The 15,372-nt window shown below is 57.1% G+C and carries 15 protein-coding genes and 1 riboswitch; of the genes, 5 read left to right on the top strand and 10 right to left on the bottom strand.

Going from position 1 to position 15,372, the window contains the following annotated elements; translation table 11 throughout:
- Window positions 1–83: 83 nt before the first annotated feature.
- The 4 genes from ACR0J7_RS12700 to ACR0J7_RS12685 all read left to right on the top strand — a co-directional run bounded on the left by ACR0J7_RS12700 (window position 84) and on the right by ACR0J7_RS12685 (window position 3,186).
- Window positions 84–731, top strand: coding sequence for a 50S ribosomal protein L25/general stress protein Ctc (locus ACR0J7_RS12700; protein WP_267366092.1), 648 nt, complete (start codon window positions 84–86; stop codon window positions 729–731).
- Window positions 732–874: 143 nt separating this feature from the next.
- Window positions 875–1,555 carry an aminoacyl-tRNA hydrolase gene (pth, locus tag ACR0J7_RS12695; protein ID WP_480507078.1) on the top strand — a complete coding sequence of 227 codons (681 nt, stop codon included), beginning with the start codon at window positions 875–877 and terminating at the stop codon, window positions 1,553–1,555.
- An 83-nt stretch (window positions 1,556–1,638) separates the two neighbouring features.
- On the top strand, window positions 1,639–2,802 hold the full coding sequence (locus ACR0J7_RS12690; protein ID WP_480774047.1) for a serine hydrolase domain-containing protein: 1,164 nt from the start codon (window positions 1,639–1,641) through the stop codon (window positions 2,800–2,802).
- Window positions 2,803–2,811: 9 nt separating this feature from the next.
- A complete protein-coding gene (locus ACR0J7_RS12685) occupies window positions 2,812–3,186 on the top strand; it encodes a DUF2237 family protein (protein ID WP_209505410.1) in 375 nt (124 codons plus the stop codon).
- Between the two features lie 28 nt (window positions 3,187–3,214).
- On the opposite strand, the gene ACR0J7_RS12680 is transcribed toward ACR0J7_RS12685, so the two are convergent.
- The 6 genes from ACR0J7_RS12680 to rpsA form a co-directional block, all read right to left on the bottom strand.
- Window positions 3,215–4,870, bottom strand: a complete 1,656-nt coding sequence (locus ACR0J7_RS12680) for an Ig-like domain-containing protein (RefSeq protein WP_480914472.1) — start codon at window positions 4,868–4,870, stop codon at window positions 3,215–3,217.
- A gap of 689 nt (window positions 4,871–5,559) precedes the next feature.
- Window positions 5,560–6,807: a tryptophan synthase subunit beta gene (gene trpB / locus ACR0J7_RS12675; protein WP_209505407.1), complete on the bottom strand. Its 1,248-nt coding sequence runs from the start codon at window positions 6,805–6,807 to the stop codon at window positions 5,560–5,562.
- 98 nt (window positions 6,808–6,905) lie between these two features.
- Window positions 6,906–7,550: a phosphoribosylanthranilate isomerase gene (locus tag ACR0J7_RS12670; protein ID WP_480484014.1), complete on the bottom strand. Its 645-nt coding sequence runs from the start codon at window positions 7,548–7,550 to the stop codon at window positions 6,906–6,908.
- Between the two features lie 5 nt (window positions 7,551–7,555).
- The gene (locus ACR0J7_RS12665; protein ID WP_267365457.1) at window positions 7,556–7,906 is read right to left on the bottom strand and encodes a LapA family protein; all 351 of its coding nucleotides are present in this window, start codon (window positions 7,904–7,906) and stop codon (window positions 7,556–7,558) included.
- 7 nt (window positions 7,907–7,913) lie between these two features.
- Window positions 7,914–8,198 (bottom strand): integration host factor subunit beta, encoded by a 285-nt coding sequence (gene ihfB, locus ACR0J7_RS12660; RefSeq protein WP_050603110.1) that lies wholly within the window; start codon window positions 8,196–8,198, stop codon window positions 7,914–7,916.
- Window positions 8,199–8,468: 270 nt separating this feature from the next.
- Entirely contained in the window at window positions 8,469–10,145 is a 1,677-nt protein-coding gene (gene rpsA, locus ACR0J7_RS12655) for a 30S ribosomal protein S1 (protein WP_480473784.1), read from the bottom strand.
- Window positions 10,146–10,774: 629 nt separating this feature from the next.
- Between rpsA and ACR0J7_RS12650 the strand changes: the two genes are divergently transcribed.
- Entirely contained in the window at window positions 10,775–11,251 is a 477-nt protein-coding gene (locus ACR0J7_RS12650) for a YHS domain-containing (seleno)protein (RefSeq protein WP_480473785.1), read from the top strand.
- 24 nt (window positions 11,252–11,275) lie between these two features.
- Here ACR0J7_RS12650 and cmk read toward each other — a convergent pair whose 3' ends face one another.
- From cmk to metK, 4 genes are all read right to left on the bottom strand, one after another.
- On the bottom strand, window positions 11,276–11,893 hold the full coding sequence (gene cmk / locus ACR0J7_RS12645) for a (d)CMP kinase (RefSeq protein WP_480488256.1): 618 nt from the start codon (window positions 11,891–11,893) through the stop codon (window positions 11,276–11,278).
- Entirely contained in the window at window positions 11,890–13,236 is a 1,347-nt protein-coding gene (gene aroA, locus ACR0J7_RS12640) for a 3-phosphoshikimate 1-carboxyvinyltransferase (RefSeq protein WP_480914470.1), read from the bottom strand. The genes cmk and aroA overlap by 4 nt, the downstream gene beginning before the upstream one ends.
- Window positions 13,237–13,304: 68 nt before the next feature.
- The gene (trmB, locus tag ACR0J7_RS12635; RefSeq protein ID WP_480484019.1) at window positions 13,305–14,015 is read right to left on the bottom strand and encodes a tRNA (guanosine(46)-N7)-methyltransferase TrmB; all 711 of its coding nucleotides are present in this window, start codon (window positions 14,013–14,015) and stop codon (window positions 13,305–13,307) included.
- A 96-nt stretch (window positions 14,016–14,111) separates the two neighbouring features.
- Complete coding sequence (gene metK, locus ACR0J7_RS12630; protein WP_480484020.1) at window positions 14,112–15,293, bottom strand: methionine adenosyltransferase; 1,182 nt, start codon at window positions 15,291–15,293, stop codon at window positions 14,112–14,114.
- Between the two features lie 5 nt (window positions 15,294–15,298).
- Window positions 15,299–15,347: riboswitch (SAM-SAH riboswitch) on the bottom strand.
- Between the last annotated feature and the right edge of the window lie 25 nt (window positions 15,348–15,372).

Here is a 15,372-nt window from a genome sequence, read left to right as displayed (position 1 = left end):
ATCGGGTGAATCAAGCTAAGGACGCGGCTTCACGCGGGTATACAGCCTTGGAGGATGCCCGCCCTAACATTGGAGAATATATCATGGCTGGTGAGATTCCTGATCTCGTAGCTCTGGAACGGACGGGGACAGGCAAGGGCGCCGCTCGTCAAGCACGCCGCGACGGCATGGTTCCGGGCATCGTATTTGGTGGCGACAAAGAACCGTTGCCAATCCAGATCCCGTTCAACGTCTTGTTCAAGCGCCTGAAAGCGGGCCGGTTCAAGTCGACCTTGTGGAACCTGAAAGTTGAAGGCCACGATGACGTCCGCGTCATCTGCCGCGACGTTCAGCGTGATGTCGTCAAAGACCTGCCGACCCATCTGGACTTGATGCGCCTGCGCCGGACCACCAAGATCGCGTTGTTCATCCCCGTTGAGTTCATCAATGAAGGTGCGGCCCCTGGCATCAAAAAGGGTGGCGTTCTGACCGTTGTCCGCCCGGAAGTCGAACTGATGTGCACCGCCGGTGACATTCCTGAAAAGATCACCGTTGATCTGACCGGTCTGAACATCAATGACGTTGTGACCATTTCGTCGGTTGAACTGCCTGAGGGCACCAAACCAACCATCGACCGTGATTTTGTGATTGCCAACATCTCGGCGCCGACTGGTCTGTCCACCAGCGACGACGATGAAGATGGTGAAGTTGCAGCCGATGAAGTCGAAGTTGTCGGAAAAGAAGAAGAATAAGTCTGGAACAGTGTTTCCGACTTTGAAGCGGGGCTCGGGTGAGCCCCGTTTTTTTTTGCGGGTCCAATAATCGGGCCTGACTGGATTTCCTGACGATTTCCGGGCATGAAATGGCTTTGGAGCTACAGAGGCAAAACGGAAACATGAAGCTGTTTGTTGGATTGGGAAACCCGGGCCAGAAATATGCCCGGAACCGGCACAATATCGGGTTCATGGCCCTGGACCGGATCGCAGAAAATCACGGGTTTGGTCCCTGGAAATCGAAGTTTCAGGCCGAGATTTCGGAAGGTCGGCTTGGCACCGAGAAAGTCCTGCTGTTGAAACCGCAAACCTACATGAACCGATCGGGTCAATCCGTGGGTGAGGCGATGCGGTTTTACAAGCTCGAATCCACCGACGTTGTTGTATTTCATGACGAATTGGACCTTGCCCCGGGCAAGTTGCGCGTCAAGGCAGGGGGCGGGCACGCCGGGCATAACGGTCTGCGCTCGATCCATGAGCATATCGGGGCGGCCTATGACCGTGTACGCCTTGGGATCGGACATCCGGGCCGCAAGGAAATGGTTTCGGGGTACGTGCTCAGTGATTTTGCGAAATCCGAAACCAGCTGGCTGGACGACGTTCTTCGGGGTGTTTCGGACGGGGCTGCTTATCTGGCTCAGGACGAGGGCGGCAAGTTCATGAATGCAGTTGCATTGCGCACTGCCCCGCCGCGATCATCAAAGACCGCCGCACCAAAAGCCGACGCAGCTTCAACAGCCGCACCCGACGCCGCGGGCGACGACCGGTCTGCCATGCAGAAGCTTTTGGACAAATTCAGGTAGCACCCCGGCCTCTTTCCGTTACGTAGAGGTTGCAGAATGCAACCTCCCGCGTTCCAATACCGGCCAACTAGGGAGGCAATGCGATGAAATCCATATTGAAGTGGGTGCTGCGCATCGTACTGGCGCTGGTTCTGGCCGCCACTGCCGTCGGGCTGTGGAAGCGCGAAGAGTTGCAGCGCCTATTGGCCGTAAACTCGTTATTTTCGGAAGAGAAGATCGTTCACAATTTCTCGCATATGGATGAGGCTTTTCTGACCGTAAACCTGCCGCGCGGAGACGCGCCAACCTGGGACCTGCCTTATGGCGAAGGATTCGACTTGCCGGAAGGAACCGACAGCTGGATCGATGAACGATCGGTCACGTCGTTGCTGGTCATGCAGAACGGCAAGATCAGATTCGAGGAATATTATCTTGGCACCGGGCCGGATGACCGGAGGATTTCCTGGTCGGTCGCCAAAAGCTATCTTTCGGCGCTTTTCGGTGTCCTGCTGCAAGAGGGCGCAATCGGGTCGTTGGATGACCCGGTCGTCAAATATGCGCCCAAACTGAAAGGCAGCGCGTATGAAACCGCGTCGATCCGCAACGTGCTGAACATGGCAAGCGGCGTGACGTTTGATGAAGATTATCTCGACCCAAATTCCGACATCAACCGGATGGGGCGTGTGGTTGCCCTGGGCGGTGAGCTGGACGATTTTGCAGCCTCGCTGCAAGACAGCTTTGCGACGCCGGGTGAAACCTGGCAATACGTGTCGATCGACACCCATGTTCTGGGCATGGTGATACGCGGTGCGACCAGGCGGAACGTGGCAGATCTTCTGACGGAAAAGATCCTTCAACCGTTGGGGCTGGAGCGGGACGGATACTACATCACTGATGGTGCAGGGGTCGCTTTTGTTTTGGGGGGCCTCAACTTTACTACGCGCGATTTCGCCCGGTTCGGACAAATGATCCTGCAGGACGGCATCGCGAATGGAAAACAACTGGTTCCTGCCGAATGGATTTTCGAAGCCACCCAACCCAGCGCACCGACCGCACAAGGAGAGATCGGGTACGGGTATCAATGGTGGATTCCCCGCGGCGCGCATGAAGGAGAGTTTCTGGCCCGTGGCGTCTATGGGCAATACATCTATTTCAACCAGCCCAGGGGCGTTCTGATTGTGTCCACTGGTGCAGACAGGCTATTCCGTGAACCCGGCGTGAATGATCTTAACATCGAAATGTTCCGCAAGATTGCGGAAAGTCTGTAAGATGCCATTATGCAGAAACAAGAAAGTATCAATGTACTGGGTGGCGTTCTGGCCCCGTGCTCTCGCGACCCTTTGACAGGGTTTTTCCGGGATGGCGCGTGCAATACCTGCCCCGAGGATCAGGGCAGTCATACCGTCTGCGCCGTGATGACGGCCGAGTTTCTGGCATTCTCAAAATATGTCGGCAATGATCTGAGCACGGCACGACCCGAATTCGACTTTCCAGGCCTTCGCCCCGGCGACAGTTGGTGTTTATGCGCCAGCCGGTTTTTGCAAGCTCATGACGAAGGATGTGCACCGCAGGTTCATCTGGAGGCGACACATCAACGCGCGCTTGAGATCGTACCGCTCGACATTTTGCTTCAAAATAAGGCAAAGACCTAAAGGACCCCCTAAGGGGCGCATGGCTGATTCAGAATGCCATTTGCCAGATCAGGCTGACACTGTAGTTTTCAAAACCGCTTTCGCCGATACCGTCATAGAACAGGTTTGCAGCCAGAAGGCTGTCGTTTTCCAGCCGATAGTCAAAACCCAGATCAGCGCGGGCGCGGGCGGTGTCGCCAATGGGTGTCAAGCCAGGAACAGTGCCTGTGCCGGATGTTGTGCTCCAAATACCAGACAGACCACCGGTCAGCATCATCTGACCGCGCGACACCTGGATTGGGTGACTGAAATCCATACCCAGCCGTGCAGTGGTCAGGCTGAAATCCTGGTGTGGGATCAGGTTGCCCAGACTATCGGTATAAGCCTCCTGATCGTCGCTGGCATAGCTAACATCCAGCAACGGCATAAGCGTCAGGTCACCGCGCTTGAACTCTCCGGTTACGCGCGACTGGATCAGCCAGCGTTCACTATCGAAACTGTCGGTATAGGTGCCCAGTGGAGAAATGTCGTTATCAGCCTGACCGTACAGAACACGCCCTTCGAAAAACACTGGCTGGTTGGGCAGTTTGGCGACGACATAAGGTCCGACCAGCCACCCTGTGCCATCCACGCTGGCCGGGCCGTTTTCGGTTTCGGCATAATCGATCTGCAGCATGGCGCCGATCAGAAGGTTCGAGTTCACCCAGCCATGCGCCCCCACCACGGCCAAGGCATAAGAACTGTCGTAATCGTTTTGCGAGCTCCAGTTCCCGGACAGATTGAACCAGACCGGTTGGGTTGGATCACTTGCAAATTTCAGATACCCCGATCCCTGCGTCACCGACGAGTCCAGCGCACCTGATCCTGATTGCTGAAGAAACTGCGTCAGCTCTGGCTGATTGGTCACGAGGCTGTTGGCCCGGGCGTTCTGAAAGGCCTGCACCAGTCGCTGTGTGTCCGTTACACCCTGTTGTGTGCTGACCCTGTTGGACGCAAGGTTCAGGTTCCCGGCGGCATCCGAAAAAACGCCTGCGGGAATAAACAGCTCAATTGTACCGTTACTTTGCGCAGTCAGCGTTGCGACATAATTGGATCCGGACCCAGTCAGGGTGGCGGACGCATTGGTGACCGACAAGTCGCCCACCGTGAAATCTGTGCTGGGTTCACTCAGTGTGATCACCGCTTGGAACGTACCGTTCCCGATTGTTGTCAGCGCACCAATTGAGGCCGTCGGCTGCGTCGTGTCTGCCAAAGTCCGAGTGTTGATAATCTGGGTATTCGTGACACCCGACAGCGCGATTTCATAAAGGTATAGTGGCCCTCCGACGGTTTCGCGCGCGGTGAACATGACCCCAAGATAGCCATCAGCGGCGTAAGTGGAATCGGCTCCATTCTGGCTGAGTATCGTCGCGCCAATATATCCAAGATTGGCCAATCCTGCTGGCGTAATAGCAGGTTGAGTCAAAACACCATTGTTGAAATAGAACGATCCTCCCGGGCCTTCACCCGAGCCGCCCAACGACATGAACGCTGTCGCAGTACTTTGGAGATTGGAAAAGAAAATCTGCCCGCCGTTAGGTGTTGCGACGGTCTGGGACGGAAACGAAGGGTTGCCAAACGCCAGACCCTCTTTGACGCTTCCCATCAAAAGCGCGGAAACCAAAAGACCCAGGCACGACAGCCTCGTAATTGCGGACCAAACCATATTACCTCCTACAGCACCGCGTGGGTGCCAAACACCAGAGTGCCCGGGGTTAAAATCGCATCCCAAGCAGCGTCATCCTTGCCCCATCTTCGCAGAGACATCCCCAGAACCGGCGGCAAATCGCCGGTTAATGCGAAGTTAATTCAATTGGAAGACACTGTATAGAACGCGGCAGGAATCAACTGGGGCGTGCGGGACACGTCGTGTTGTTGGAACAACCGGGTTTTGACCTGGACCCAATCTCAAACGGCTTGAAACACCCAATATTTACAGTGTCGTCGCGCGAAGAAGGAAACCTGAGGCAGGCTGCGCTGGAAAATCACCTGCAAAGACAGAAAGGACATAGTCACTGACAGTCCAGCAATTTTGCAACAGTACGGCACCGCTTGCTACACTGATCTCCAATTGGAAACCTTCGGGCGCAGGTTGAACGGGGTAATATCGCTTGTGGACGATTCTTTAACCGGGCTCCGTCGGGTCCAAAAAGATCGCCTGCGAGGGCCAACATACGGTGACAAAACCGGATGCCACACCAGGGCAGGAACAACAATCCGTCTGCGCCCGTTAAAACACCAATTAGATCCGAAGGCCATTTCGGAGCAGCATTACAATCACGGGTGGACCGAAGGGTGTTCCGGCAGCTTGATTGATCGAGACTGTAAACCGGGGCATGTGGCTCCGGTTCGAAATCAACCGACAGTGCGACCCTCGGTGTCAGACATATCGAAGTTCAGGTATTTTGCGACGGTCTGAACATCCTTGTCACCGCGTCCACACATGTTCATGCAGATCAGGTGGTCCTTGGGCAACTCGGGCGCGATCTTCATGACATGCGCCAGAGCGTGGCTGGGTTCCAGTGCCGGAATGATACCCTCGGTGGCACAGCACAGCTGGAATGCCTCAAGCGCTTCCTTGTCGGTAATCGAGACGTAAGTCGCGCGACCGACCTCATGCAACCAGGAATGTTCGGGCCCGATACCCGGATAGTCCAGACCAGCCGAAATCGAATAGCCTTCCAGAATCTGCCCGTCATCATCCTGCAACAGATAGGTCCGGTTGCCATGCAGAACGCCCGGGCGACCGCCTGTCAGCGAGGCACAATGCTCCATCTTTTCGTTTACACCTTTACCGCCGGCCTCAACACCGATGATGTTGACGGCCTTGTCATCAAGGAAAGGATAGAACAGGCCCATCGCGTTCGAGCCGCCGCCGATAGCTGCAATGATCGTGTCGGGCAGACGGCCTTCGGCCTTCATCATCTGCTCTTTCGCTTCCTTGCCGATGATCGACTGGAAATCACGCACCATCGCCGGGTATGGGTGCGGACCGGCCACTGTGCCGATGCAGTAGAACGTATCGCGCACATTGGTCACCCAGTCACGCAGCGCGTCATTCATCGCGTCCTTCAGCGTACCGCGACCAGAGGTCACAGGGATCACCTCGGCCCCCAGCAGGCGCATACGAAACACGTTCGGGGCCTGACGTTGCACGTCATGGGCACCCATATAGACGATGCATTTCAAACCAAATTTCGCGCAGACCGTGGCTGTGGCCACACCGTGCTGCCCTGCCCCGGTCTCGGCAATGATCCGGGTCTTGCCCATGCGTCGCGCCAGAATGATCTGGCCCAGCACGTTGTTGATCTTGTGTGCGCCGGTGTGGTTCAGCTCATCACGTTTCAGATAGATCTTCGCCCCGCCCAGATGCTCGGTCAGGCGTTCCGCGAAATACAGAGGTGAGGGGCGGCCCACATAGTTGGCCCACAGATCATCCATCTCGGCCCAGAAGGTCGGATCATCCTTGGCTTTGTTGTATTCCTCTTCCAGTGACAGGATCAGCGGCATCAGCGTTTCGCTGACAAAACGCCCGCCGAAGATGCCAAAGCGCCCTTGCTCGTCAGGGCCGGACATGAAGGAATTGAAAAGATCGTTGGCCATGGGTGTCTCCCTCGTCGTACCTGACTGTCATAGGTGGTCGTCGCGGGATTTGCCATGGCAAAACGCACCACGTCGCCCCCTGGCAGCGGCAAACAAAATCAGCGTGTCGCGTCGATAAATGCCTGTATCAGTCCAGCGTCCTTTACGCCCGGCGCGCTTTCAACACCCGACGCCACATCGACTTGCCGCGCACCCGTCATGCGGATCGCCTCAGCGACATTGTCTGGGTTCAGACCACCGGACAACATCCACGGCCTGCGCCAATATTTTCGACCTGCCAGCAGCCGCCAGTCAAAAGGAAGACCGTTGCCGCCGGGAAGTTCCGAATTCTTCGGCGGCTTTGCATCGATCAGAAGCTGGTCTGCAACTTCGGAATACAGATCAATCGCAGCCAAATCCTCGGCCTCGGCAACACCGATCGCCTTGATGACGGGCAGGCCATAGCGCTGCTTGATCTCTGCCACACGCTCGGGGCTCTCTCCGCCGTGAAGCTGCAACATATCCAGCGGAACCCCCGCGACAATCTCATCAAGCTGCGCGTCCGAGAAATTCACGGCCAGAGCGACCTTGGCGACGCCGACTGGTACTTCGGCGGCCAACGCCGCGGCTTGCGGTATCGGTGCGTAACGGGGCGATTTGGGAAAAAAGTTGAACCCGACATAGCGCGCACCGGCTGCAACGGCTGCGCGCACATGTTCTGAGGCGGTCAAACCGCAGATTTTAACGGACACATCGGTAGACATAAGCCTCAGCTGGCCTCGTCAAGCAGGGCCAGAACATCATCCTTACCCTCGTTCTGCTTTTTCTTGAGCTTCTTGACCTCGCGTTCAAGCTTGCGGACCTCGCCCTTTTTCACGGTCGCATCGCGGCGGTGTTTGTGTTCCCGCAGCCATTCCCACATGAAACCGATGATCAAACCGGCGACAACACCGCCCAGAACGACCAGAAAAAGCGGTAAAGAGGTACTGACGTTAAAGCCCAAAAGCTCGGCCAGAGCATCGGGCATCAGTTTCAGTTCAACAGACTGAACATTCGCCAGGGAAACGGAAATCAGAACGATCCCGAGAGTCCCAAGAAAAGCATATCGAAGGTAACGCATCATGAGGTCAGGCTTTACCGTTCAAACGATCCCTGAGCAACTTACCAGTTTTGAAAAATGGCACACATTTTTCCTCGACCTGAACGGTTTCACCGGTACGGGGGTTGCGCCCAACGCGGGCATCCCGCTTTTTCACCGAAAACGCGCCAAAGCCACGCAGTTCGACCCGGTCGCCGCGCGCCATGGCATCGGTGACTTCTTCGAACACGGTGTTCACAATCCGCTCGACATCACGCTGATAGAGATGCGGGTTTTCGTCAGCGATTTTCTGAATCAGTTCTGAACGGATCATTCGTGATACCCTCCCAGGCAGCCGGTGTGACAGGTCTACTGTTTTGACAGTATAGGAAAAAACCCAGAACGGGGGAACGGATACTCTGCGTGTTAAGGCTTTATTTTGCCATATTCTCACGCGAAATTTTGCCCGACAGGGCGATTTACACACTTCAAGCGCGAACATTATCGAGTTTAAACAGCGTGTTTGGAACATGTTGATTCGCAACAAAAACGGCCCCGCACTTCCATGCGAGGCCGTAAATCATGCTTGGGATGCGCCCCGGGCTTAGTCGCCAGACTTCAGCGCTGCACCCAGAATGTCGCCCAGCGACGCGCCCGAGTCGGAAGAACCGTACTGTTCCACGGCTTCTTTCTCTTCTGCGATCTCGCGTGCCTTGATCGACAGACCCAGACGACGGGTCTTGCTGTCGACGTTGGTTACGCGGACATCAACCTTGTCACCGACCGAGAAACGCTCGGGGCGCTGTTCGGAACGGTCACGCGACAGGTCGGAACGACGGATGAACGACTTCATGCCTTCGTACTCGACCTCGATGCCGCCATCTTCGATTGCAGTCACTTCGACAGTGATGACCGAGCCACGCTTCACGCCGCCAACGGCTTCTGCGAACTTGTCACCGCCCAGAGCTTTGATCGACAGCGAGATACGCTCTTTCTCGACATCCACTTCCGAGACAACGGCCGAAACCATGTCGCCCTTGCGGTAGTTCTGGATCGCATCCTCGCCACGCTCGTCCCAGGACAGGTCCGACAGGTGAACCATGCCGTCGATGTCGCCTTCGAGGCCGATGAACAGACCGAATTCGGTGATGTTCTTGACTTCGCCTTCGACTTCGGTGCCCTCGGGGTGTGTTTCTGCAAACACTTCCCATGGGTTGCGCTGTGTCTGTTTCAGGCCCAGAGACACGCGACGCTTGGCGCCGTCGATTTCCAGAACCATGACGTCGACTTCCTGGCTGGTCGAGACGATCTTGCCGGGGTGGACGTTTTTCTTAGTCCAGGACATCTCGGACACGTGCACCAGACCTTCGACACCGGCTTCCAGTTCGACGAATGCGCCGTAGTCGGTGATGTTGGTGACGCGACCCTGATGGACCGAGCCCAGCGGGTACTTGGCTGCAACCAGATCCCACGGATCTTCCTGAAGCTGCTTCATGCCCAGGCTGATGCGGTGGGTGTCTTTGTTGATCTTGATGACCTGAACCTTGATGGTTTCGCCGATCGTCAGGATCTCGGACGGGTGGTTTACACGGCGCCATGCCATGTCAGTGACGTGCAGCAGGCCATCAACGCCGCCCAGGTCAACAAATGCACCGTATTCGGTGATGTTCTTGACCACGCCCTCGACGTTCTGACCTTCCGTCAGGTTGCCGATGACTTCGGCGCGCTGTTCGGCACGCGATTCTTCCAGGATTGCGCGGCGCGACACAACGATGTTGCCACGGCGGCGGTCCATTTTCAGAATCTGGAACGGCTGCTTCAGACCCATCAGCGGGCCTGCGTCGCGTACGGGGCGTACGTCAACCTGCGAACCAGGCAGGAATGCAACTGCGCCACCCAGATCGACGGTGAAGCCACCTTTGACGCGGCCAAAGATTGCACCATCGACACGCTGGTCGTCGGCATATGCTTTTTCCAGACGATCCCATGCCTCTTCGCGGCGGGCCATCTCGCGCGAGATGACGGCTTCGCCACGGGCGTTTTCTGCGGCACGCAGGTAAACTTCGACCTCGTCGCCGACAGCGATTTCAGGGGCTTCGCCGGGATTTGCGAATTCTTTCAGATCAACGCGGCCTTCCATCTTATAGCCGACGTCGATGATGGCTTGACCGGCTTCAATCGCCAGGATCTTGCCTTTGACAACAGAACCCTCTTCGGGCGTGTCCATTTCGAAGCTTTCGTTCAGGAGGGCTTCGAATTCCTCCATGGATGTGTTAGCCATGTGGCGTTCATTTCCTTTACAGTACGTTTTTGCTGGCCGAGCGGTTGTCTCCGCCGGTCTTGTTTCATGACGTCTTCAGGCGTGATCCGGTGCGCCCCGAGCAAACAAACACAAAGGGCCGAGTTAACCCGGCCCTGCTCAGAAACGTCATCCGGACGTTGACCGCCCTTGTATCGACAGCGCGCGTATAGGCTGAATCTTGAACCGGTGCAAGTGCAAAGCCTATGGTGCGCGGCAGCGCGCGCAGGAACTCCTGCCTAGCGCTGATCCCCAATGCGAGATGGCAACCTGAATGATAGCAGGTTCTGACTGAAAAAGTCTGCATGGTCCGCGGCAGGTTCTTGTCCGAAGGAATCTTGGTACCGGGAACCGAACCACGCGGCTAAGCCTCAGCATGCAACGCAAAGGTGATATGTCTCAACTTTTCGCGCGTCACGCGGCGCCCGGCTTTCTGCGTCACAGGATGGACGGTGGAGAATTGGAGAGTGAACGCCAACCATTCGTCTGTTTGTACGATCTGCAAGATTTGGTGACGTATCTGAGATTAAACGTTCCGTATCCTTTCCCTAACTTAGCTTTATCGGTCGACAAAGAGGTCGACCCGAAACCAGAACCAAAAGGAAAATATCATGAAATCTCTCATCTTTGCCGCCATGGCGACTGCAATTGCCCTGTCCACCCCGGCCTTTGCTGCTGACGAAATCAACGTGTCCAACGGCATTTCAGCCGCTGGTGCGCCGCTGGCCGCACATGGGGTTGATCTGGTTGCATTGGTCAATGATGGCAACCCGGTCGAAGGCTTCGCCACTCACTCGTCAACTTATGACGGAGCCTCCTATTATTTCACGTCCGCCGCGAACCGTGAAGCGTTCGAGGCAAACCCTGCTGCATACCTGCCGCAGCATGGTGGCTTCTGTTCATTCGGCGTATCGGTCGGCAAGAAGTTTGACGGTGACCCGGATCAATACCTTGTCGCAGACGGAAAACTGTTTCTGTTCCTGAACGCGGAAACCCGGGCAGCCTTTTTGAAGGACGTTGTCGCCACCGCAAAGACGGCGGATGACCAATGGGCGAATATCAAAACCGTCGCCGTGGGCGAGCTGTAAGACCTGCCCCGTTTGCCTGCGGCGTTAACGCGTCGCGGGCAGTTTTGCGTTGATCACCTCAAGGGCTTTGGCCAACGCCGCCTCGATACTCAAATCGGTGGTGTCCAACCGCACGGCATCCTCAGCGGGTTTCATCGGAGCGGTGCTGCGCTCAGCATCTCGCGCATCCCGTTCTCTGACATCTGCCAGAACCTGTTCACGGGTTACGTCAGCGCCTTTTGCACTTAGCTCCAGGAAGCGTCGCTCGGCGCGCACTTCAGCACTGGCTGTTACAAACAGCTTCACTTCGGCATTCGGACAAATCACCGTGCCGATATCACGACCGTCCAGAACGGCCCCACCTGCCCTGCGGGAAAAAGCGCGCTGAAAATTGACCAAGGCTGCACGAACTTCCGGAAGAACCGCCACTTTGGAAGCTGCCTGCGCAATCTCGGCGGTGCGCAGGTCGCCTTGTTCAAGTTCTTCCGCTGTCAGCGCCTGTGCGGCCTCAAGCGCGTCAACCCCTTCCAGGGTCCGCCTTCCGACAGCGCGATACAGCAAGCCCGTGTCCAGATGGGCAAAGCCGAAATGCGCCGCCACAGCCTTGGATATCGTGCCCTTGCCCGCAGCCGCTGGTCCGTCAATGGCAACCGTGAAACTCACGTGCGCTGTACCTTTGCGCCCAGCGACGCCATCAGTGGTTCAAAGATCGGGAACGACGTTGCAATCGGGCCACCATCATCCACGCTTACGGGATTCTGCGCCCCCATACCCATCACCATGAACGACATGGCAATGCGGTGATCCAGAAAGCTTTCGCAGACGCCTCCACCCGGAACGTTGCCGATACCCAGCCCTTCAACCGACCACCAGTCGTCGCCTTCAGCGACAGTCACCCCGTTGGCTCGCAGACCGCGCGCCATGGCATCGATGCGGTCGCTTTCCTTCACCCGGAGTTCCTTTACTCCGCCCATCATCGTGGTGCCCGTGGCGTTTGCAGCAACCACGGACAAAACGGGATATTCGTCGATCATCGAGGCCGCGCGTTCTGGCGGCACGTTAATGCCCTTCATGTTTGGCGAGTATTTCGCGCGCAGATCGGCAACCGGCTCGCCGCCCTCTTCGCGCTCGTTTTCATAGGTCAGATCAGCGCCCATCTCACGCAGGGTCGTAAAGAGGCCCGCGCGTGTAGGGTTCAAACCGATCCCCGGCACCAAAACATCGGATCCAAGTGTAATCAGTGCCGCGCAAACCGGAAAAGCCGCGCTGGACGGATCGCGTGGTACAGAGATGACCTGCGGCTTCAGCTCCGGACGACCGGTTAGCGTGATAACACGGCCTTCGTCGGTATCCTCGACCGTGATCTCGGCGCCAAATCCAGCCAGCATCCGTTCGGAATGGTCGCGCGTGGCCTCTTTCTCGATCACAACGGTCTTTCCGGGGGCATTCAGACCCGCCAGCAGAACGGCGGATTTCACCTGCGCCGACGGCACCGGAACTTCGTATCGCACAGGGGTCGGGTCCGCCGCGCCAACGATGGTCATCGGCAAGCGCCCGCCGGACCGTCCAACCGATTCTGCCCCAAACAGGGCCAGAGGATCAGTCACCCGGGCCATGGGGCGTTTGTTCAGACTGGCATCACCAGTAAAGGTCGCAGTGATCGGAGAGGTCGCCATCGCCCCCATGATCAAGCGCACGCCGGTTCCCGAGTTGCCACAGTCGATCACTTGGCCCGGTTCGGCGAAGCCACCGACACCCACGCCGTGCACTGTCCATTCCCCGTTTCCGTGATCTGTGACCTCGGCGCCGAAGGCACGCATCGCCTTGGCGGTATCCAGAACGTCTTCGCCCTCGAGCAAACCCGAAATCCGGGTTTCACCTACGGCCATCGCCCCAAGGATCAGCGACCGGTGCGAAATCGACTTATCGCCGGGCACCTCTGCCATGCCGGTCAGCGGGCCGCAGGGATGCGAGGTCATCGGGATGGGCGTGCCGTGTCCGGACATGAGGGCTCCTTTTGCGCTATCAGTGCTCAAGCCGATTAGCGAATTGATGCCCGTTGGTCCAGCGGCAATCAGCCTTTGCGTCGGAAGGTCAGGTAGTGAGGTGTCCGACCCTCGCGTAGCGCCTTCTGCTCGTATCGCGTAGAGATCCAGTCGTTCCACGGTTCGCGCCAGTCCGAAGGGCGTTCGGCCAGCCATTCAAACCCGGCGCGCGGAACCTCTTCCAATGTCTGACGCACGTAATCGGGAATGTCAGTAGCAACCCGGAAGATCGCCCCGGGTTTCAGCACCTTTGCGAATGGCTCAAGATGTTCCTGGGTTACAAACCGACGGCGATGATGCCGCGTTTTGGGCCATGGATCGGGATAGAGAAGGAACGCGCGCGAAATGCTGACCTCTGGCAGCACGTCGAACAGATCACGCGCATCTCCGGGGTGCACGGCGAGGTTTTCAACACCTGCCTGACGGATTTTGCCCAGCAGCATGGCAACACCGTTGATGTAAGGCTCGGCCCCGATGATGCCAATGTCAGGATTGTTTTGCGCCTGGTGCACCAGATGCTCACCACCGCCAAAGCCGACTTCCAACCAGACCGGCTTACCGCCGAACAGGCCATCCAGGTCCAGCGGCTTGCGTTCAGGGTTAATGTCCCAGTCCACAGCGCCGGGTGACAATTCAGCCAGATCTTCGTTCAGATAGGTCTTTTGACTGGGCTTTAGGGTCTTGCCCTTGAAACGGCCATAAAAGTTTCTGCGCGGGCGTTGTGGGGTCTCGGTGCTCATGGCGGTGGCCATACTGCGCAGCGGAGTACGTTGCAAGAGCGTGCACCGCCCCAAAGAAAAAGCGCGCCCCTGAAGGCGCGCTTTGGATTTTTCAGATCAAACTGCTGATTTCAGTGCGTCGACCAGATCAGTGCGTTCCCAGCTAAAACCGCCATCCGCATCCGGTTCGCGACCAAAGTGCCCGTAAGCCGCTGTACGCTGGTAGATCGGCTTGTTCAGCTGAAGGTGCTGACGAATACCGCGGGGTGTCAGATCCATGATCTGGCCAACTGCTTTTTCGATCGCCGCATCTGCAACCTGACCCGTGCCATGCGTGTCTGCATAGATCGACAGCGGCTTCGATACGCCAATGGCATAGCTCAACTGAATGGTGCAGCGCTCGGCCATACCGGCGGCTACGACGTTTTTCGCCAGGTAGCGCGCGGCATAGGCCGCCGAACGGTCAACCTTGGTCGGATCTTTGCCCGAGAAAGCACCGCCACCATGCGGGGCCGCGCCACCATAGGTATCCACGATGATCTTACGACCGGTCAGACCCGCGTCGCCATCCGGTCCGCCAATAACGAATTTGCCGGTCGGGTTGACGTGCCATTCGGTATCAGCCGACAGCCAGCCTTCGGGCAGAGTTTCACGGATATAGGGTTCAACGATGGCGCGGATGTCATCCGACGTCAGCGCCTCATCCAGATGCTGCGTCGACAGAACGATCGAGCTGACGCCGACTGGTTTGCCGTCTTGATAAACGACGGACAACTGAGATTTCGCATCCGGCCCCAGTGCAGGCTCGGTGCCGTTCTTGCGCACTTCGGCCAGACGCCGCAGGATTGCGTGCGAATACTGGATCGGCGCAGGCATAAGCGCAGGCGTTTCTGTTGTGGCAAAGCCAAACATGATGCCCTGGTCGCCAGCGCCTTCGTCCTTGTTGTCCGCGGCATCCACGCCCTGCGCGATATGGGCGGATTGTTCGTGCAGAAGGTTCGTCACCTCGACTGTTTCGTGGTGGAACTTGTCCTGCTCATATCCGATGTCTTTCACGCACTCGCGCGCAATTTCGTCGATGCGGCTCATGTAGTCATGCAGTTTGTCCTTGTCCGACAGACCAACTTCGCCACCGATAACGATGCGGTTGGTCGTGGCAAAGGTTTCGCAGGCCACGCGCGCCTCAGGCTCTTCGTTTAGAAATGCATCAAGGACAGCATCCGAGATACGGTCACAGACCTTATCCGGGTGCCCTTCAGAAACGGATTCCGAAGTAAAAGTATAGTTCTGTCGGGACATAAATGTGCTCCATTAAGGTTTCTCCGCCACGCCAGGAAGCCGTTGTGGCAGACCACAGACGCATACGCTTGCCCAAAGT

It is taken from the genome of Ruegeria sp. O4 (assembly GCF_056535125.1).
This window is presented reverse-complemented; position numbering and strand designations above follow the sequence as displayed.

What these genes read in the sequence shown, in the direction of transcription:
- ihfB (WP_050603110.1), bottom strand. Translation starts at nt 8,198, where the DNA reads ATGATCCGTTCAGAACTGATTCAGAAAATCGCTGACGAAAACCCGCAT.
- rpsA (WP_480473784.1), bottom strand. Translation starts at nt 10,145, where the DNA reads ATGGCTAACACATCCATGGAGGAATTCGAAGCCCTCCTGAACGAAAGC.
- ACR0J7_RS12700 (WP_267366092.1), top strand. Translation starts at nt 84, where the DNA reads ATGGCTGGTGAGATTCCTGATCTCGTAGCTCTGGAACGGACGGGGACA.
- trpB (WP_209505407.1), bottom strand. Translation starts at nt 6,807, where the DNA reads ATGGCCAACGATCTTTTCAATTCCTTCATGTCCGGCCCTGACGAGCAA.
- metK (WP_480484020.1), bottom strand. Translation starts at nt 15,293, where the DNA reads ATGTCCCGACAGAACTATACTTTTACTTCGGAATCCGTTTCTGAAGGG.
- aroA (WP_480914470.1), bottom strand. Translation starts at nt 13,236, where the DNA reads ATGTCCGGACACGGCACGCCCATCCCGATGACCTCGCATCCCTGCGGC.
- pth (WP_480507078.1), top strand. Translation starts at nt 875, where the DNA reads ATGAAGCTGTTTGTTGGATTGGGAAACCCGGGCCAGAAATATGCCCGG.
- ACR0J7_RS12650 (WP_480473785.1), top strand. Translation starts at nt 10,775, where the DNA reads ATGAAATCTCTCATCTTTGCCGCCATGGCGACTGCAATTGCCCTGTCC.
- ACR0J7_RS12685 (WP_209505410.1), top strand. Translation starts at nt 2,812, where the DNA reads ATGCAGAAACAAGAAAGTATCAATGTACTGGGTGGCGTTCTGGCCCCG.
- trmB (WP_480484019.1), bottom strand. Translation starts at nt 14,015, where the DNA reads ATGAGCACCGAGACCCCACAACGCCCGCGCAGAAACTTTTATGGCCGT.
- ACR0J7_RS12665 (WP_267365457.1), bottom strand. Translation starts at nt 7,906, where the DNA reads ATGCGTTACCTTCGATATGCTTTTCTTGGGACTCTCGGGATCGTTCTG.
- ACR0J7_RS12670 (WP_480484014.1), bottom strand. Translation starts at nt 7,550, where the DNA reads ATGTCTACCGATGTGTCCGTTAAAATCTGCGGTTTGACCGCCTCAGAA.
- ACR0J7_RS12690 (WP_480774047.1), top strand. Translation starts at nt 1,639, where the DNA reads ATGAAATCCATATTGAAGTGGGTGCTGCGCATCGTACTGGCGCTGGTT.
- ACR0J7_RS12680 (WP_480914472.1), bottom strand. Translation starts at nt 4,870, where the DNA reads ATGGTTTGGTCCGCAATTACGAGGCTGTCGTGCCTGGGTCTTTTGGTT.